Source organism: Methanocrinis sp. (assembly GCF_049974945.1).
Lineage (GTDB): Archaea > Halobacteriota > Methanosarcinia > Methanotrichales > Methanotrichaceae > Methanocrinis.
In genome coordinates, this window is sequence record NZ_JBNGCU010000031.1 from 1 (window position 1) to 19,046 (window position 19,046).

General features: G+C 56.9%; 13 protein-coding genes and 3 pseudogenes. 5 read left to right on the top strand and 11 right to left on the bottom strand.

Annotated features, from left to right (window positions below; translation table 11 throughout):
- The 10 genes and pseudogenes from ACP5EL_RS04660 to ACP5EL_RS04705 form a co-directional block, all read right to left on the bottom strand.
- Positions 1-1,800 (bottom strand): DUF7507 domain-containing protein (locus ACP5EL_RS04660; protein WP_428401313.1); only part of this gene is annotated, 1,800 nt, incomplete at its 3' end.
- Positions 1,797-2,843 carry a vWA domain-containing protein gene (locus tag ACP5EL_RS04665; protein WP_428401325.1) on the bottom strand — a complete coding sequence of 349 codons (1,047 nt, stop codon included), beginning with the start codon at positions 2,841-2,843 and terminating at the stop codon, positions 1,797-1,799. The genes ACP5EL_RS04665 and ACP5EL_RS04660, both read right to left, overlap by 4 nt.
- 642 nt (positions 2,844-3,485) lie before the next feature.
- Positions 3,486-4,130, bottom strand: a pseudogene (locus ACP5EL_RS04670) (vWA domain-containing protein); the annotation flags it as partial.
- Positions 4,131-4,148: 18 nt separating this feature from the next.
- Positions 4,149-4,619 carry an SdrD B-like domain-containing protein gene (locus ACP5EL_RS04675; protein WP_428401314.1) on the bottom strand — a complete coding sequence of 157 codons (471 nt, stop codon included), beginning with the start codon at positions 4,617-4,619 and terminating at the stop codon, positions 4,149-4,151.
- A 268-nt stretch (positions 4,620-4,887) separates the two neighbouring features.
- Complete coding sequence (locus ACP5EL_RS04680) at positions 4,888-5,373, bottom strand: SdrD B-like domain-containing protein (RefSeq protein WP_428401324.1); 486 nt, start codon at positions 5,371-5,373, stop codon at positions 4,888-4,890.
- A gap of 141 nt (positions 5,374-5,514) precedes the next feature.
- Positions 5,515-6,150 (bottom strand): SdrD B-like domain-containing protein, encoded by a 636-nt coding sequence (locus tag ACP5EL_RS04685; RefSeq protein WP_428401315.1) that lies wholly within the window; start codon positions 6,148-6,150, stop codon positions 5,515-5,517.
- Positions 6,151-6,196: 46 nt separating this feature from the next.
- A complete protein-coding gene (locus ACP5EL_RS04690; RefSeq protein WP_428401316.1) occupies positions 6,197-7,288 on the bottom strand; it encodes an SdrD B-like domain-containing protein in 1,092 nt (363 codons plus the stop codon).
- Between the two features lie 285 nt (positions 7,289-7,573).
- Positions 7,574-8,371, bottom strand: coding sequence for a hypothetical protein (locus ACP5EL_RS04695; RefSeq protein WP_428401317.1), 798 nt, complete (start codon positions 8,369-8,371; stop codon positions 7,574-7,576).
- A 34-nt stretch (positions 8,372-8,405) separates the two neighbouring features.
- Positions 8,406-9,152 carry a hypothetical protein gene (locus ACP5EL_RS04700; protein WP_428401318.1) on the bottom strand — a complete coding sequence of 249 codons (747 nt, stop codon included), beginning with the start codon at positions 9,150-9,152 and terminating at the stop codon, positions 8,406-8,408.
- Between the two features lie 92 nt (positions 9,153-9,244).
- A pseudogene (locus ACP5EL_RS04705) lies at positions 9,245-9,406 on the bottom strand (RNA-guided endonuclease InsQ/TnpB family protein); the annotation flags it as partial.
- 644 nt (positions 9,407-10,050) lie between these two features.
- Here ACP5EL_RS04705 and ACP5EL_RS04710 point away from each other — a divergent pair.
- From ACP5EL_RS04710 to ACP5EL_RS04725, 4 genes are read left to right on the top strand one after another with little or no spacing between them, the layout of a single operon-like run.
- The gene (locus ACP5EL_RS04710; protein WP_428401319.1) at positions 10,051-11,076 is read left to right on the top strand and encodes a DNA double-strand break repair nuclease NurA; all 1,026 of its coding nucleotides are present in this window, start codon (positions 10,051-10,053) and stop codon (positions 11,074-11,076) included.
- Positions 11,077-11,078: 2 nt separating this feature from the next.
- The gene (locus ACP5EL_RS04715) at positions 11,079-12,824 is read left to right on the top strand and encodes an ATP-binding protein (RefSeq protein WP_428401320.1); all 1,746 of its coding nucleotides are present in this window, start codon (positions 11,079-11,081) and stop codon (positions 12,822-12,824) included.
- Positions 12,825-12,841: 17 nt separating this feature from the next.
- Complete coding sequence (locus tag ACP5EL_RS04720) at positions 12,842-14,008, top strand: metallophosphoesterase family protein (protein ID WP_428401321.1); 1,167 nt, start codon at positions 12,842-12,844, stop codon at positions 14,006-14,008.
- Entirely contained in the window at positions 13,995-17,183 is a 3,189-nt protein-coding gene (locus ACP5EL_RS04725; protein ID WP_428401322.1) for an AAA family ATPase, read from the top strand. Before ACP5EL_RS04720 ends, ACP5EL_RS04725 begins: the two co-directional genes overlap by 14 nt.
- Before the next feature lie 24 nt (positions 17,184-17,207).
- On the opposite strand, the gene ACP5EL_RS04730 is transcribed toward ACP5EL_RS04725, so the two are convergent.
- Entirely contained in the window at positions 17,208-18,404 is a 1,197-nt protein-coding gene (locus ACP5EL_RS04730; RefSeq protein ID WP_428401323.1) for a geranylgeranyl reductase family protein, read from the bottom strand.
- Between the two features lie 97 nt (positions 18,405-18,501).
- Here ACP5EL_RS04730 and ACP5EL_RS04735 point away from each other — a divergent pair.
- Positions 18,502-19,046, top strand: a pseudogene (locus tag ACP5EL_RS04735) (ornithine cyclodeaminase family protein); the annotation flags it as partial.

A 19,046-nucleotide genomic window follows, 5' to 3' on the forward strand; every position in this document is an offset into this window, starting at 1 on the left:
GACGTTGATCAGGAAGGTGACGTTGGTCGAAGGAACTCCTTCCTCAGGATCGGCGGTCTTGTTGACCTCTATACCTGGTCTGAGGGCTGTTACGTTCTCAGAATCGTTGTTTTTAACTTGATCTCCCGTTGGAGGCACGCCTACGACGATGATGTTGTTTGTGAGGTTGCCGAATTTCGAGCCGTTGATCTGAGCTACGAGCTCGATGAACTTCGATTCGGAGACGTTCAGTCCGCTAAGAATCCAGGTGACATTCTGGCCATCGACCGACCCCGACCTGTTATACGAGATCTTATCGAGGCCGTAAGGCAGGACGTCCACGACCTCGATTTGGGTGAAGTTCACCTGGCCGGTGTTCGTGACGTTGATCGTGAAGTTGACCCGCGTCCCGTTTGATCCTGATTCGGGGTAGGCGGTCTTGTTGACCGATATCGAGGCGTTGACGACCTTCACAGGTGCTGAGCTGTTATCTGTGACGTTGTAACCGAACTCGGGCTTGCCCTCGACCGATACGAGGTTGGTCAAGATACCTGGTTCAGACCTGTTTATCCTGGCTTCAAGGTAGACCACTCTAGGTTCTGATTTGTCCAGCGTCCCGAGGTTCCAGGTGACGTTGTTGCTTGAGTTGTCAAAGGACCCTGTCGAGCTGACGTAATCGAGTCCTTCTGGCAGAGCGTCGGTCAGTATGACCGGGTTCAATGTCGCGTTCCTCGTGTTCGTGACCTTGATCGTGAAGTTGACCAGGGTCCCGTTTGATCCTGATGTCACGTTCGAGGTTTTATTTACTGAAATTGAGGCGTCGATGACGGTAACGTTCACAGAGTCGTTGTCAGCAACGGCGTAACGCGGATTTGGCTTACCCTCGACATCGACAAAGTTCGTTAGGTTTCCGAAAGTCGAGCTATTAATACTGGCTATGAGGTAGACCACTCTAGGTTCTGATTTGTTCAGCAGTCCCAGATCCCAGGTGACGTTGTTGCTTGAGTTGTCAAAGGACCCTGTCGAGCTGACGTAATCGAGTCCTTCCGACAGAGTGTCGGTCAGTATGACCGAGTTCAATATCGCGTTACCCGTGTTCGTGACGTTGATCGTGAAGTTGACCAGGGAGCCGTTAGATCCTGATGAGAGTTCTGCAGTCTTGTTTACATCTATACTGGCAATTTCAGCGTTAATGCGGCCTAAAATGCCACTTAGAAGAATTTCGGGATAGAAGCTATCGATTCTATTGAATTCACTATAGGTGGAATTTGAGATATTTTTGAGGAATTCAATACCCATGGAATCGTTTCCCAGACCTACAGTGTATACCCAAAAATTTTCTATATTCTCAGGATTTTCGCTCTCGTCGCAATTGTTGACCCCATCTGAGAAGAATATTATTATTTTATTATTATATTTTATATCTTTAAGTTGTTCTGTCGCCAGTTTAAATAATTTTCTTATATTCGTCTCTTTGGCGGGTTTATTTGCATCTCTAATAGATATTATTGTCTCATTTATTTTGCTGAAATTGTCCGTCGGATCTACACGCTTATAATCTAAATCACCGCGTTTAATGACATCGCCTGAAGTGCTTACAAGACCAACAACATGAGCACTATTGTTCAGAAGTCCTATAAAACTCATTGCCTTGTCAAAACGTTTGCCATCTTGGTCCAAATCATTTACGCTTTTTGAATTATCTATTACAAGAATAACAGCAATATTGCTTGATTCCCCAGATACACTATCCTCACCATTCGCCACCACCATGACGAAAAAAAGAGCGATCCCCACCACCAGCAAATTCTCCAGCCTCATGATATCTCTCCTATCTTCACGTCGCCGTTCTCCGTCCTCAGGTTGACTACGTTGACCCCTGCGGCATCACCGCCCGTCGGTCGTATATCGATGCTGCCCTCCGCAGCGACGGTGCCGATCCCGTCGGGATGGAGGGCGCTCTTGACGGCGGTGAGGATGATCAGGCTCCTCGCCTCGCCCGGCCTCACGCCGCCGGCTGTCCAGGTGATGGTGGTGGTTCCGTCGGGGTTCCTCGTGACGTTGACCTCGGAGCCGGATGGAACCGTCTCCTTCACCTCCTGGTCGGCGGGAAGGGTCTCGGTGACGACGACATCCTTGGGGGCGGCCCTGCTCGAAGCGTGGGCCGCCGCATCCCGGAGAGCTTCCCCGAGCGTGTTGGAGTCGAGGCTGCCGATGGGATAGAACCTGCCGCCGGTGATGCTGGCCATCATGCTCAGGCTCTCGTACTTGAGGGGCGACTCGATCTCGTCGATCCCCACGCCCACGGTGTATATCGCGTAGCCCCTCCGCTTCAGCTCGGCCGCCAGGCCGTCCAGCCCCTCGCCGGGCCGGAACTCTTCGGGGCCGGTGATGAATAGGACGATCTTCTCATCCCCGTTCATAAGGTCCCTGAAATCGTCGTCGACCTCCAGGACCCCCCGGAGCCCCGCCGCATATACCGTCTGGTCGGTCTCGCCGCAATATCCAGAGAGGTTCGCGAGGGCGGCGAGGACCACCTCTCCGCTCTCCACCAGGGGCCGCGGCGGGACCATCAGCCGATCTGCGCCAGCGCCGCCCTCCTCGTCCCAGCCGATGATGGAGACGTTGCTGAAGTTCGCCTCAGAGAAGGCCGCCCATTCACCCTCGCTCATTCTTTCATAGGGGAGCCTCATGCTGCCGGATACGTCGAAGGCGAAGACGGCGTCGATCGCGGCCTCGGGCCTCGATACGGTGAGATTGATCACCTCGACGGTATCGCCGGTCCCATTCCAGGAGGGGATCGAGCCGAAGATGGTGGTCTGGATGATGTTAATGTTGTTTATTTTTGACCCGTTACCGGCCACTACTTCGGCGCATTCGGGGCAGGTGGGGTTCGCGCATACGCAGATGACCTTCTCGCAGGGCTCGTCGTCAGTGGGAGATGAGGTGGTACAGTTATTGCAAAAAAACCCGGATCCGAAGTTGATATCTTCGCCTTCAATGTCGTTTTCGATGGAACCAGATCCGATATTGATATTCGTGCCGCTTATATTATAGCTGTTTCCGATATATATATCTCTGGTTTTTATTTTATTATAATCCAGATCCTCACCACAGTCCATCATTCGTAAGGGCCTATACTCGATCGGTTCCTCTATCTGTACATCGCTTCCTGCCTTGTCTTGCGTAGTATAGATCATCTCGGATCCAGGATTTCCAAGGGTAAACAACCCAGGATTTTCGGAGCTTACTTTGAAGGTAGTCGAATTTGTCTCACCGATGTAGAAATAATTTCTGGGGCCGCTGGGATCGTATACTAACGGTTTCCATGTGAAAACCTTGTTATACCCCTCTATGCGGTCGTGGTCGATCGAGTAAATCAGATCTGCAGGAGCATGATATTCGACTGTGACGTCTTCGCCAGCCAGCCGTGTCATATTTTTGTAAATTTTGATGAATACGTCCTCAACTGTGACATTATCCGCCGGATGATACTCTCCACCGGCGATGTTCTTTATATTTTTGAGAACAATCTCTCCCACCTCATCTACGGGAAAACCTATCGTCCATATCTGGATGCCAGCTTCATTGGCTCTATATACCTCAGGAAGGTACTCTATCGGATCACCTGCTTTATTTGTGCCATCACTCAGGAGTATTATGTGCTTTCGAAAGCCATCGCTTTCGTTTTTAAGCATGTCAATCGCTGGTTTCAGCCCGTAATATAGATTTGTAAAACCAAACGAAGTTGTTTTATTAATGGTCTCGTTAACAAGTTCAAAATCGTTTGTTATAGGCACCATGATATTTTTTACACCGTCGCTCCAGACGACGAGACCAACCCTGTCACGGTTGGGGTCCATAACTCCTATGAAGCCCCTGGCCGCCTCGAGCCGAGTATCATTGGGGTCGTGATAGATCATGCTGGAGGAGCTGTCTATAGATAGAACAACTTGCACAGGCCTTGGATCTCCCGAACATTCGATCGTTAGATTTACAACGCTCTCGCTTGGAGTCCCTGAGCCCACAGTGCAGATCAAGCCTGGTGAGACTTCGTGGTATGTGACATTCAAATGCGGCGGTACAAATGAGGATGCGAAAGCAAGGCCTGAAAGGCATAGTATGCTTATTATTAAGAGCTTTAGTATCACATTAACCCCTCCGTCTTATCAAAAGTATTTCGAATAACCAAAATCTATGGTCATATTGACTTGATTATATCTGTCGAGGACTACTATCGCGCCATTATGGTCGTTGCTGTCGTTCTTTGGATCACCTGCATAAAGCCCTGTTTCACGCCAAGGAAAGTTCCTTATGTGATTCGGGATGGTTTGATTATCAATTTTTATGTAAGAGTCACAATATTCCTGCCCCTCTCCTGCTTTAACTTTATACATGCCGAAGGGTACTTCGAATGAATAGTTGCCGTTCATGTCGGTGAAGTCGCTGTTGAAGAATAGTTCTGTTTCGTCATTAGGAAGTATATAAAGCGAGACATTAATCCCGGGAAGGCCGTCTTCTCCTTTGTCTTGAATACCATTCTCATTGGAGTCATTCCATACAAAGTCACCTATGACGCCTTTTTTGGGCACAAATCCTAAGTCGATGGTATTATCTACATCATCGTCGTTGAGCGTCACCTCAGCCGAGAAGACATAGCGATATATCTCATTCCTGAGATCGTCCGATATAGAGAACTGGGACGACGCCAGAATGGCAAGAAGGAAGATACTCGCCATCAAAACTGAGACGCACCTATGCCCTATGACTGGATCCCTCCCAAAGTGATGATTTGACTTCCATCAAATTTCGTGAAATATAAGATTAAGCGCGGGTTGGTCCTCCGCGCCCAGCCCGCGCTGATACACACAACTTGGTGGCGCCATTTGCACAAACGAGGAAACACTATCATTCCGGCGGCAGCGTGTCAGTTGATCCGATCGCATTGCTGTCGTCTTCATTGGTGCTACCAGGAGCATGCGGTGTTGTAGGTATCAACTCTTCGGGCAAAGTATCCCGATCCACAACTACTATGTAGGTTCCAGCAGGCAAGTTCTCGAATAGATAATAACCTTTTGAATCCGTATATGTTTGGCCTGCCTTCTGGTAACCACTTTCTTCTTTAGAGTAGAGAAGAACCAAGACACCTTCAATTCCTGAATCATCCCCATCGTTCTGAATCCCATCTCTGTCTCGATCTTCCCACACAAAATTACCAATAGAGGAACTCCCATTAGGTATTAGTCCAATATCTATAGTCATATTAGAGTCTTCGTCTACAAGGAAAACCACATCAGAATATAAATAACGGGCACTATCCTGTGCAAATACGGTCTCAGCACCGAGGCAGAGCACCGCCACGGCCATCAAGAGGCAAACGCGTCTCATCCTCATCTCCCTCACCCATGAACATCCAGACTTAAATTTCGTATGTCTCTAAGAGTTCTGATTGATAATCTTTTCGTCCTCATCTCACCGTGCTACGCCCATCGTTGATTGATCCGTCCATCAGTTCGAGAGGCTGCACCCCAGATTTCAGTCAGAATCTATTGAGTCGTCATATTCAACACTCGGGATCGCGACCAGACTTCCTTCTGGCAAGGACTCGAGCCGCAGCCTCAGCTCGTAGGCGCCGCTGCATAGTCCATCGAATACGTAGTGGCCGGACACGTCCGTAACGGTGCTGCTGATCAGGCGACTCCCTTCACTCTCAGTGTAAAGTTCAATCCCCACGGCAGGCACTCCGGGCTCGTCCGCGTCTTGAACCCCGTCCCGGTTGTAGTCCCACCAGACAAAGTCCCCGATGGCTCCGGCGCAGGGCGAAGTCGCTTCGATCTCGTCCTCAGAGCCCTGCTGGACATCCGCATCCACGCCGACGACAAACTCGCCATCGGAGCCGAAGAGGAATATCTCTGAGCCAGAAATCTCAGATATCTCCGAAACCTCTGAACCTCCGCCGGTCTGGCTTTGGTCTCCGCCTTCCACTTCCACCAAATCCCAGATGACATCTCCGATGCGGGGTACGACGCCGAAATCGATGGTCATGTTGATCTCGTCGTCCTCTGCGAGCATCACGGGAACGCTGAAGTAGCCGTCATGAAGCTGTGCAGATCCGATCCCAGAGCCGAAGCATAAAATCGCGACGGCCATCAGCAGACGAACGGGGTTCATATCCTCTTCTCTCCATCTTCAAGACTTCGTAATTCGGCTCTTCCAGCTACTTAAGGCGGCAAGATGTCACAGCCAGCTCTGCATTGCTGTCCAGCGACTCATCTTCTCCCGCCTTGTAGACCGTGGGCGTCCTCCATCCTTCTGGAAGGGTGTTCAGATCCAACATCACTACATATGTTCCGTTACACAGTCCCTCAAACTTGTAATAACCTGGCTTACCTTCGCCCGACTCGTCTATCGTTTTGGTGTCGGCGATCTCCAAGTAATCTCCCTGATATAGGTAGCAGAGTTTGACCACCACGCCGTTAATTCCTGATTCGTCTCCATCGTTCTGAATCCCGTCCCCGTTGAGATCCTTCCAGACCAGATCCCCGATCGCACCCGCACACCGTCTGTTGATGACCACATACCCGAATAGCCGCGGCGGATCGGACGGGACCGAGACGTCGAAGTAGATCCTGTCCGAGGCGTCGTAGATGGGGACGCTGAGCTGACCCTCGAAGACGTCGCCGTTGGCGTTGTAGAACCGAACCTGACCCCGGGCGGCGGGCGACCAGAGGGCGAAGTCGGGGCCCGGGTGGAGGAGCCGGGCCCCGAGGCCCGCGTCGGGGTCCGAGCCTCGGACCATCGTCCCAGGAGGAATATCGCAGGCCCAGGTGAGCCTCACGTCGCCAACGGCCAGCTGTGAGATGGGGGGGACCGCCTTGACGTAAACCGAGTCGTTGGGGTCGTACTGTCCTATGACACCGCCAAGATCCGCAAAGACCAGCCTGGGGTAGGGCGGGGCGAAAGATGTCAGGTTCGCGCCGAGGTCTCCATCGCCGTCGCCCACCTTGGAGCCGAAAAAACCGAAGGGCGAGCAGGTGAGCCTCACGTCCGCGACCCTGACCGGTCCCGGGCCGACATGGAGGTAGAGGGGGTCGTCTTCGTCGTAAAACCCAGGCGCCGTCCCCAGATCCAGGTACATTATGGTCACAGGCCACTGGACGATCCCGGGTGCGGAGGAGAAGTCCTCTACGATCAGAAGATCGCCGGCGGTCGAAGGACCGGCCGCCGATCCGAACTCAAACTGCCCCCAGACCGGGACGAAGAAGGCGAGGGAGACGAAGATCAGATGGAGGGGAACTGCGACGATCAAAATCCTTCGCCATCGACCCATTTCAATCAAGCCAACCCCCCACCGTCAATCTCTACAGGCCAAGCCGATCGGCGATCCCGACCATCAACCTCTGAAATTTCGGGAATTTTCCGGGTCATCAAGGATCTCACTCAGACCTTAATTTCCTGATATAATCATAAATATAACTTTGTCCTGCGACGATCCGCTGGTCGGGGATCTGAGGAGATCCCTGAAAAGATCCTTAAATGATCCTGAAACGATCCTGAAAACTTGCAAAAAAGAGAAAGAGCGCCCGCCGGCGCTCTAACCGCTCATTCGTATAGCGTTGGGAGTCAGGTAGCCGAAGTTCCGCGGGTACGCCGTGGGGTTTGATACGTCGAAGTAGACCACGTCGGGCCCGTCGTAGATCGGCGGGCTGGACAAGGCGCTGATCATAGCCCCGGGTTCCACATAGTGGTTTCCGTTGGCGTTGATGAACCTGATCACCCCTCTCGCCCCCGGAAGCCACAGGTTGAAGCTGGGGCCGGGATGCAGGACGGAACAGGGCGCACCGTTATCGCCATCGAGCTTTGAAACCCTCGTTCCCGGCGAGCCCAGAGGAGAGTCCAACCTGATGTCTCCGGGCCCGATCCTATCGAGCGGAGTTACGACCTTGATGTAAACCGGATCGTCCAGATCGAACTGACCTATAACGCTGCCATCGTCCAAGAAGACCATTCGCGACAGACCCGGCGAAAACCGCCTCAGATCATTCCCCTGATCTCCATCTCCGCTCCCAACCTTTGAGCCCGGAAGGCCGAAGGAGGAGGTTGTCAACCTTACGTCGTTGACCTTGACCTTCGAGCCGGTCATGGCGACCTCTCCGACGTGCAGATACACCGTATCCCCCAGGTCGAACAGATCTGCATTATCTCCCCCATCCGAGTACCCCATCTGCACCGGAGTCTGCTTCATCGTGCCAGCTGAGGCGAAGTCCTCGACGATATTTCCGTTCTCCGGGCTAGAGTTGGTTACCCTGTACCCGAACTGACCACTCGCCCCTCCGATACAGAGCATAAAGATCAGGGCCGCAAGAGCGCAGGCCCTCATCGACTTCTTCATGTTATCCTCCAGATATCCTGAGATTTCGGCTCAATCACGCAGAAAGTCGGACGTTGTTTGGAACCACAAACCCGAAGGGGAAACCACCCATCGGAACGCTGGGCAGAGATACGTCTATGTAAACGTCGTCGGAGAAGTCGTAGATGGGATCACCGTTCCCGTCAACGTTCCCGTTGGCGTTGTAAAACCTCAACGTCGCCACCGGCGCTCCCCCGGCCACCGGCACTATCATGGGAATCGCCGGACCGTCGTTGTCGGGATGGTAGTTGAGCACCTTCGTTCCCGGAGAGAGGCCCAAGACCGGACCCAGCCGGACGTCTTTTGTGGCAGTCCTGGCACCCACCGCAGCCGGGGTCATAGCCAGGACGTAGACCGGGTCCTGGATGTCGTAACCCTGGCTGCCGTAGAGATCGGCATAGTAAATACCGGCCGCCTGGCCCGGCAGAGGGCTCAGAGGCTTGTTTATGTCGTTGTCTGCGGACATCACCTTGCTGCCCGCCAGATATCCACTATAATCTGTGAGCCTTATGTCATTGGCGTCGATTATGCCGTTTCCCAAAAAGTCGAGGTAAATTGTGTCACCATCGTCGTATATCCCGGGATTCGATCCGGTATCCCAGTAGCCGAGATTAGGATTCAAAGGCGCTGGGAAATCCTCTAGAAAACGGCCTACATCGGCGTCCCCCGTCACAACCTTAGACCCGAACTGTCCCAGAGCACTGCTCAAGCTGAGGGCCAAAACCAGCCCGGTCAGAATACAAACTTTCGTCAGTTCCTTCAAATTAACCCCCCGTCATACCTTCTAGCAGTAAGTTACAGTCTACCGTAATCTTATAAGTACTTTTTTGGGATTTAGGTTGATGTGATTTCTCCCTACCCCTGAAGGGGTAGGGCTTCTATCGATTCGATACGAAGAGATTGCAGCCCCAATCTCAGAATGTTGATTGCTGCGTTCTCGTCTCCATCCATGACTAGATCACATTGAGGAGATTCATGGACCCGATCAGAGAGCGATTTTGGAATTTTAAGACCACATCCATTGGTCATCGGTTAAGCCCACCACTCCTCGGTAAAGCGCTTTCTATTTACGAGCCCATTTCAAAACTATTTATATCTCCTCGACCTATACTTAAGCCCGCATTCCGCAGTGAGGCTGTGCAAAATTAATAATTTTTAGCTTTTCTTGGCGTCCACGAATCTGAATCTAATTTACCATTTTTGTTAATAATAATTTTAGTTAAATTTGTTAACATCCGGCATTTCGCATTAACGGTTCGAATGCTCAGCATTTTTCATGCTATCGATTTTTTAAGAATCAATATCTTCCGACCCCATATTGAGTACAATTAAGATCAGCGCCGTAAAGACCAAGATTATACAAAATAATATTATATAGTATGTCGAATTGTCGATATCATGTTGACAAATTAATGTTAGATTCTACTGATTCCATAGCGTGGAATAATAAAGGCATAGCTTTAGAGACTCTAGGCAGAATTTCCGAAGCAAACGCCACCTATACCAAAGCTCAAAAACTTGGACTGTAATGAGCAGGTCTGAGCGATCTCTCCATCCTTTTATTTAAGTCGATGTCAAAAGTGGCATCAAAAACCGATGGACCGATCTTTCCGCCCCCTCTCAAAATCGGTATATACATCGACCTTCCATTCTCCTCCTGGATGATCGAGAGGGAGAAGTTCGCAGAGGCTGCCCGCGCCATAAAGGGGTACTTCTCGGCCGTCGATCCTGAGGAGTTCGAGGCCGGGACCGGGATCGATGAGCGCGACTTCTGCGAGATCGTCCCCCGGGATTTCGACGGCCAGATATTCGCCATCGACGGGAGCAACGTCGTCGTATTCGACCTGGGAGCTGTCAGCCTGAACCGGATCAGGGCCGGCTACGTCGTCTACCGGGGTAGAGAGTGGCAGAAGACCGTCGTCACCTACGACGACCTCTTCACCGCAGATCGGGAGAACTATCCTTCGCACTTCGATCGCTACCGGAGGGGGATCTTCGGCCTCGAGGAGCCCTTCGAGCTGAAGACCCCCCAGGAGCTGGACAGGATATCGACCTTTTTCAGGGACCTTCAGGAGCACGTCGCCCTCTACCAGGCCGTCTCGGAGGCTGCGGCCGGAGACGTCGTCCTCTACGACGGAGGTTTCTCCCTCTGGAGCGACCCCTACTATCGGGAGGTTCTGAACAGGATATTCGAGGAGGCCGAGGAGAGGGAGGCCGACCTCCTCGCCGTCAGCAAGTCGAGCAAGCTCTCCTGGGGGCGGGGGATCGCAAGGCCCCTGATCAGGAGCGTCGACCGCGTAGGGAGCCGGATCCTGCCGGAGAGTCCCTGGCGGGTCCTTTTGACCGGCAAAAAGGCGGTAAAAGAGGAGGCCTGGCGGGGAAAGACCTACGCGGCCAAGTTTCATCCGCGATCGAGCCACGCCTTTCGGGTGGACGCGCCCGACCGGGCGGCAGAGCGTATCGACGAGATCCTCGGCCGCGTGGCGATGTACGCCCGATCCTCCGAGAGCCTGGGCTACCCCCACGCCCTCTTCAGGGCTCACCAGGACCTGAAGATCCCGGTACAGGAGAGGAACTTCACCCGGCTCTCTTTATTCGAAGATCTCCGGGCGGAGGGGCTGAACGAGCGAGAGATCCAAGGGGCTCTCGACTATCACGAGATTCTGGACGGGCTATCGAGGAGGTAGAGATGGCAGATCTATCGGACGAGAGATGGAGAAAAGACGAGAGCCGGAGAAGTTCGCCGGGGTTGGAGAGGCCGTCTTTAGAGGGGACCATCGGGATGCGGGCGAGGTGGAGGGCCGAAGAAGGCGAGGTCGAAGGGAATTATCAGATTACGAAGAACGACGATGGTTCAAGCCCCTACTACAAGATAATCTCAAAAGACGTTCGAGAGTACCACTTCATCGTCCCGGGCGATGAGCTGGTGGAGCTGGGGGAGATCTTCTCGATCCGGGACGCGAGAAAAGAGCGGGGGGCGAGAAGAGAGGAGGACGCGGGAAGAGAGGGGTCGATCACCTTTCTCGCCCGGATCACCGACATCAGGCACGACTCCAACTACGACGGAAACTGGGACACCATCGTCCGGGGAGACGGCTTCTATGACTCCGACCACATATTCAACCGAGTGGTGGCAGAGCCCCTCGGCTGCATAACAAAAGAGGATGGGAGGAAGGAGCGGTTTCGAAAGTCGAGGACGATCCCCGCCAAGTTCTCTCCCGTGACCAGGGCGGAGAAGGACGAGTTTCGGTTCCTCGCGGAGGTGATGGGCGACATCGAGGTGGGTCGGCTCAGAAACGGGAGCCGGGAGGTGAGGGAGATCTCTGTCGCCCTCCACAGCGAGGCCATGGACCACCACATGGGGGTCTTCGCCACGACCGGCATGGGAAAATCGAACTTCATGAAGGTCTTCGCCGCCTCCTGCATGAAGAGGTCCTCCTCGAAGGAGTCTAAGTTCGGCCTCTTGATCGTCGACCCTCACGGCGAGTACATCCTGGGCAAGAAGGGGACGAAGGGGCTCCTCCACCTGGACCGGTACAGGGACGGGATCGTCTGCTACTCGACCGACCCCCGCCACCTCAAAGACCCCCTCGTCTCGGAGCTGACGGTGAAGAGGAGCGAGATTCTGCCCCAGGACATCGAGGTCCTTTACGACTGGACACCGGCCCAGAGGGAGGCTCTGGAGGCGGTATCGAGGGTCTTCTACGAGGAGGCCTGGCTCGAGGATATAATCACCCCCCAGGGGGCCGCCAGGATGATCGCCGAGGGCTTCCACGAGAAGACGATCGGCAGGATAGCCAGGACGATAAAAACTATCCTGGACAAGAACAGGTACATCTCGGACCTGACCTCCAGCGTCCCCGGCATCATAGATAACCTCCTGCAGGGGAGGGTGGTCCTGGTGGACATCCCCACCCTGGGGGAGAGGAGCGAGCTATTTCTCCTCTCGCTCCTGTCCCGGACAATCCTCGACCGGTACAAGAGGGAGAGCGCCGAGGGCGCGAGAGGTAAGAGCTGCCTGATAACGGTGGAGGAGGCGCAGCGGGTCCTGGGAGGAAGCGAGGGGAGCCTCGCCCGGTTCGAGTCGATAGCAAGGGAGGGCCGGAAGTTCGGGGTGGGCCTCTGCGCCGTAACCCAGCAGCCGAAGCTGATCGATAAACAGCTCCTCTCCCAGTTCAACACCCTGGTCATCCTGGGCCTCGCCGACAGAAACGACCGGACCCGCCTGGAGGAGTCAGCAAAGCAGGACCTGTCGACTTTAGACGTGGAGATCCAGACCCTGGAGAAGGGGGAGGCGATCATCAGCACCCTCAACATCCCCTTCCCGGTCCCGGCGAGAATCCACCTTTACGAGAGCTACCTCGCAGAGCTGAACCGGGAAGGCGGCAAAGAGAGGAGACCGAAGAGCAGGGGATTCAACCCTCCACCCGATTAGATCTCGGAGGCCGGCTCATGAAGATCGTCCACATGGCAGACTCCCACCTCGGCTTCTCCGCCTACGGCAGGGTCGACCGTCTGGGAAGAAACCAGAGGGAAGAGATGATCTATCGGGGGTTCGCCGAGACGGTCGAGAAGATCATCAAGCTCGCTCCCGACGCCGTCGTCCATGCGGGGGACGTCTTCCACCACGTCAGGCCCCGGATCAGGCCCCTCGTCGTCTTCAAGCAGAATTTGGAACGGCTGATCGAGGCCGGGATACCCGTCATCATCATCAGCGGAAACCACGACGCCCCAAAAAGCTACGCGGCTTTGAGCCCCTTCACCCTCTTCGAGGGGATGGAAGGCGTCCATATCGCCCACCACTACCTGTACGAGCGGTTCGAGTTGGGTGGATGCCAATTCCACTGCATCCCCTTCTGCCTCGGCCCCGAGGACTACCTGGAGGAGTTTCAGAAGATGCAGAAATTCAGGATGGAGAATCCATCGGGCCGGGACGTCCTGGTGATGCACGGCCTGGTAGAGGCCCTCTGGGACCGCAGGCTCCGGACCGTCGGCGAGCACGAGCTCAAAGAGAGCTTCCTCAAGGGGGACCTCTCCTACATCGCCCTCGGCCACTACCACGGCCAGGCCCAGGTCGCCAGGAACGCCTGGTACAGCGGCTCGGTCGAGTACTTCAGGTTCAGCGAGGCCAAAGACGATAAGGGCATCCTCCTGGTCGACCTCGACTCCGGGTATGTAGAGCAGATCCCCCTGATGGAGAGGTACATGATCGACCCGGAGCCGGTCGACTGCGTCGGACTCTCCTCGGCGGAGATCGAGGAGCTTTTGAGAAGGATCTCCGCCGAGGTGGGGATAGAAGGAAAGATCGTGAGGCTCCGGCTGAGGAACCTCTCCAGGGAGGCCTACAGGAGTCTCAGCCAGAAGGTCATCGGCGAGCTGAAGGGGCAGGCCCTTCATCTGGAGATCCTGCCGGAGTTCAGGGACGATCCCGCCTCCTTCGAGACGGAGCCGATGGACTCCAGAGAGCTCCCCCTGGAGTTCAAGCGGTTCCTGGAGGGCGAGGCCGCGAGGGAGGGGATTCCGGCATCGATAAGAGAGGAGGTCATATCCTACGGCACAGACCTGATGTCCCGGATCTCGGAGAGGAGTAGGACGGAGAGCTTCGATGCACCTCAATAGCCTGTCGATGAAGAACTTCAAAAAGTACAGGGGCTCGGTGAAGGTCGAGTTCCAGGACGGCCTCACCGGGATCGTGGGGGGGAACGGCTCGGGGAAGAGCACCATCGTGGAGGCTATCGCCTGGGCCCTCTACGGGAGCAGGGCCTCCACAGTGAGGCGCGACTTCATCAAGTGCTCCCGGGCCTCGGAGGGAGAGGACCTGGAGGTGGGGCTCTCCCTGAGCATAGACGGCTGCAAGATGACGATTCTGCGGGCGATGAGGGGAAAGAGCCTCTCGCCGGAGGCGAGGCTCGAGATCGACGGCGAGCTCGTCGCCACCGGCACCCGGGAGGTGGACGGCCGCCTCGAGGAGATCTTGAGGATAAGCTTCTCTGACTTCATGAAGACCTTCTACGCCCGGCAGAAGGACCTGGACAATCTGATAAAGGATAGGGGGTCGGAGAAGAGGGAGTACCTGCTCACCCTCCTCGGCCTCGACGAGGTGCGGGAGAGGGCCCTAGACGTGATCAGGTCAGACCACAGAGAGGTAGAGGGCGAGATCAAAAGGCTCGAAGGCGCCCTGGCCGAGATCGGCGACGTCGAGGAGGAGGTCGGCCTGCGGGAGGGAGATGTCGCCTCTCTCGCGGAGGAGCTGGCCCGCGCCAGGGACCGGGAGGCAGATCACTCCATCGGACTTGAGAAGAGGAGGGGGGAGCTGGAGCGGGAGGTGGAGCGGAGGCGATCCTTCGACCACCTGGGGGAGGAGATCGAGAGACTGCGCTCGGATCGAGAGGCGAGGCGAAAGGCGGTCTTACTCGGCGAAGAGAGGCTCCGGGAGATCGAGGAGGGGAGGTGGAGGCTCTTCGAGCTGGAGCCGAAGCTGGCCAGGCTGACGGAGGCGAGGGAGAGACTTGAGGAGCTGGAGCCGAAGAGGTCTCTCCACCAGGAGCTGGTCGAGAGGAGGATCAGGGTCAGAGCCGATCTGGACGGCCGAGCTCAGGCCTTATCCGAGGCCGGGGCCCGGCTGGAGAGGCTCCTGACCGAGAGGTCGGAGATGGAGTCGATCAGGCCCGCCGAGGAGGAGTATCGGCGGCACCTCTCCGACCTGGAGGCGATCGAGACTAAGAGAGACCGCTATCATAAGCTCTTCTCCATCGCCGAGAGGGAGAGGGCGAGAGGGGAGGCCGCCGAGGAGAACCTCTCCCGGGTCGAGGAGGCCCTGAGGGAGCTTCTGAGGGCGAAAGGCCGGAGGGAGGAGATCGCCCCGTCCGTAGAGAGGCACCACGCCCTGCGGGAGGAGATCTCCCGCCTGGAGGGGGAGAGAGAGAAGAAGAGACGGCTGTCCGACCTGGAGGATAGGGCGGCAGCCGTTGGGTCCAAGATCGATGACCTGGTGGCGGAGGCCTCCCGCCTCGACCACGAGATCTCGAAGCTCGGCGACCTGGAGGAGCGGGAGGCACGTCTCGGGGAGAGGGAGCTGGAGATCGATCGTCTGGTCAGGGATCTCGAAGAGGGGCTGGCCGGGCTGAACCTGAATCTGGAGGTCGCCAGGCAGAAGCTCGCCGAGGCCGCAGAGCAGAGGGCGAGGATCGAGGCCCTCGGCGAGGAGAGCCTCTGCCCCACCTGCGAGAGACCACTCGCGGGCCAGCGCCACCTGCTACTGGAGAAGTACAGGAGGGCGGCCTCGGCGGCCGAGGAGAGGATATCGCACCTCGAAGATCTGAGAGAGGAGGCAGATCTCCGCCTCAGTGATGCCTCCAAGTCGAGAGAGGCGCTTAAGAGGGATCTACTGGCTCTGACAAAGGCGAGGGCGAAGAGAGGAGAGATCCTCGCCGAGAGGAGGGGGCTTCTCGCCCGGATCGGCGAGCTGAAAAATGACGCCCTGACCATCGAGGCCGAGATCGAGGCCGTCGGCCCCGTCGACTGCGATCCCCATCGGTTGGAGAGGCTTTTGGCGGAGGCGGAGTCCCTCCTGCCCCTGGTCCGGGAGCACGAACAGCTCTCGATCCGGATCGAGGAGCTTCCCAAGAGGAGGGCTGAGCGGGAGGAGCTGGCCGGGGCCCTGGCCATTTCCGGAGAGAACCTGAAAAGGTTGGCCGACCAGATGGCGGACCTCGGCTACAGCGAAGACCAGAGGACACGGGTCAGGGAGCGGATCTCGGCTCTGAGGCCGGAGCACCAGAGGTTCTCGGCCCTGGAGCAGCGGACCGCTGAGATCCCGGACCTCGAAGAGGCGGCCCAGAGGGCGAGGTCCGAGGTGGAGAGGCTGAAGATCGAGGAGAGGGAGGTGGACGGTGAGATCGAAGAGGTCGGCTTCAGCCCCGCCGAGCACCAGAGCCTTCTGGAGGAGGTGAGGCGCCTGGCGGAGGTCGAGGTGCAGGCGAGCGAGATCAGGCTCGCCATAGCCTCTGAGGGGGAGGTGAAACGCCATCTGGAAGAGAGCACTGAGGTCGCCTCCCGGATCGAGGTGGAGCTCTTTGAGGCTGAGAGGAGGCTTGCGGACCTCGGCTTCTCCGAAGAGCGATACTCGCAGGCGCAGGCACTCGTGGAGGAGGCCGCCCAGAGGCTGGAGGAGGCGAGGGCGAGGGCGTCCGACCTTTCGGTCCGGCTCGGAGTCGCCGAGGCGGAGCTGGAGAAGCTCAAGAGAGAGGCGGTGCGGAAGAGAGAGCTCGAAGAGAAGGCCGGAGAGAGGAGGAGGCGGGTCCAGGTGGTGGAGACGACGAGGAGCCTCACCAACCGGTTCATGGATACGATCCTGGTCCGGATAAGAAGCGAGATCGCCGGGGAGGCGGGGAGAATCCTGCGCGAGGTGACGGGGAAGTACAGCAGGATCAGCATCGACGACGACTTCAACATCCTGGTCGAGGACGAGGGCGAGTTCTACCCCATATCCCGCTACTCCGGCGGCGAGATCGATATGATCGCGGTCTCCGTCCGGGTCGCCATCAGCGAGTATCTGATGAGGTTCTCAGAGAACGGTCCGGGCTACTCCTTCCTCATCCTGGACGAGATCTTCGGAAGCCAGGACGTAGAGCACCGGGAGAGCATGATCAACATGCTCCGAAGCCTCGACGACCGCTTCCCCCAGATCTTCGCCATCAGCCACATCGGCGAGGTCCAGGGCCAGTTCGACAACTCGATTTTGGTGGTCGAGGAGGAGGACGGGTCGAGCAGGATCGAGGTGGAGCTGAGGTGAGGACTGACATTCCTGCTCAGGTGATTATTTCAATATCTTATGATTTCGAAGAAGGATCTTCGCCATCCTGAGCCCGAAGAGGCCCATCCGGGGCGCCACTTTTTTTATCACCCGGCCGGGCCGGTCTATGTCCCCCTCTTCCTCGATGATCCTGATCAGATCCTCACGATTTGCCAAAATGCGGACGAGATCATCCAGCTGCTCATCGGTCATTTTTGCCCTCATTTTGTGGGCGATCATCCCCAGCCGGATCTCCCTTCCGAGTTCAGACCGCCACCTCCTCTCGTACTCGGTGAGCCTGTCGGCGGAGGCGCCCCCCTCTCGGGCCGCGGCGGCCGCCACCGTCCCAGCGATCTTGGCAGAGACTAGCCCCGGATAGATCCCGCCGCCGCTGGTGGGCTTCACCTGACCTGCGGCGTCGCCGACGGTCAAAAAGCCCTCGGCCACCGTCGAGGCGGGCGGGCCCAGGGGTAGACCCCCCACGACCAGGTGGAGGGGGCCGCCTCGGACTCGCCCATTGATCGGAGGGCTTCGAAGGAGACGTTTCAGATGCAGGCAGGCGTTCTCCCGGCAGGAGAGCCCGAGCCTTGCAACGCCATCCGAGGCCGGGATCGCCCAGGCGAAGAAGCCTGGAGCGAAATTTTCTCCGAGGAAGACCTCTACTTTTTCCGGATCCTCGACCTCGATAGGAAGCTCCACCTGGGCGGAGGATAGGATCTCCTTCGCTGGACCGATCCCGGCTCCCCTCGCGATCCTCGCCCCCGCCCCCTCGGCCGAGATGACGACTCTCGCCTCGATCTTCCTTTGGTCAGAGCCACGGCCGACGTCGAGGACGCTCCGTCCGCCGCCCCTCGCCAGACCGGTCACCGGGGACGCCATCCTCACCTCCGCCCCGGATCTCGCGGCCTCCGCCAGGAGCGCCCGGTCGAAGATTCTGCGGTCGACGACCCAGGCCTTCGTCTCCGCGGATTTGAACGAGAAGCGAAAGCCCCCCGGCGAGACGACCTCCGCCCCCCGGACGGGCCGAATGACGAATTTGGCGGGCGAGAGCTCAGACTCCTCCACCGCCCTCAGCCCCAGAAGCCCTGCGCACTGGACCGGCCATCCGGCTCGCGGGTGCTCCTCCAGAATGATGACTTCTGCCCCATCCTCGGCCGCCTTCTTCGCCGCCATCGATCCTGCGGGCCCCGCCCCGATGACGGCGACATCGTACCTCTCCATCTAATGGAGTTCTCGATCGATCAGGGGATAGGCTTTTCCATCCGCGGGCGAGATTAGATCTCACGGAAAGGGTCTTGAGAGTCGGGAGGCGAACGATTTGGGTATATTGTGGTTATCTGAAGACGAGGTGAAGTCTTCGCTGACTATGGAGGAGGCGATCGAGGCGGTGGAGGAGGCCTTCCGAGAGCACGGCCGAGGAAAGGCGCAGATGCCGCCCAAGTCCTACCTCTACTACAAAAAGTACGACGGCGACCTGCGGACGATGCCGGCCTACCTGGAGGAGCTTGACGCCACCGGGGTCAAGGTGGTCAACGTCCATCCGAATAACCCCGACCAGGGCCTTCCCACGGTGATGGCGGTGATGATTTTGAACTCGCCGATGACGGGAGCCCCCATCGCCATGATGGGAGGAACCCACCTCACCAGCATGAGGACCGGGGCCGCAGGAGCCGTCGCCGCCAAATACCTGGCCAGGAAGGACTCCCGGAGAGTGGGGCTCTTGGGCGCTGGAGCCCAGGCGAGGACCCAGCTTCTGGGGCTGGCCAAGCTCTTTGCCATCGATACTGTATCGGTCGCCGATGTATCCATCGAGCGGTGCAGGGCTCTGGAAAAGGACTGTAGGAGCTTTCTGGACGTCGAGTA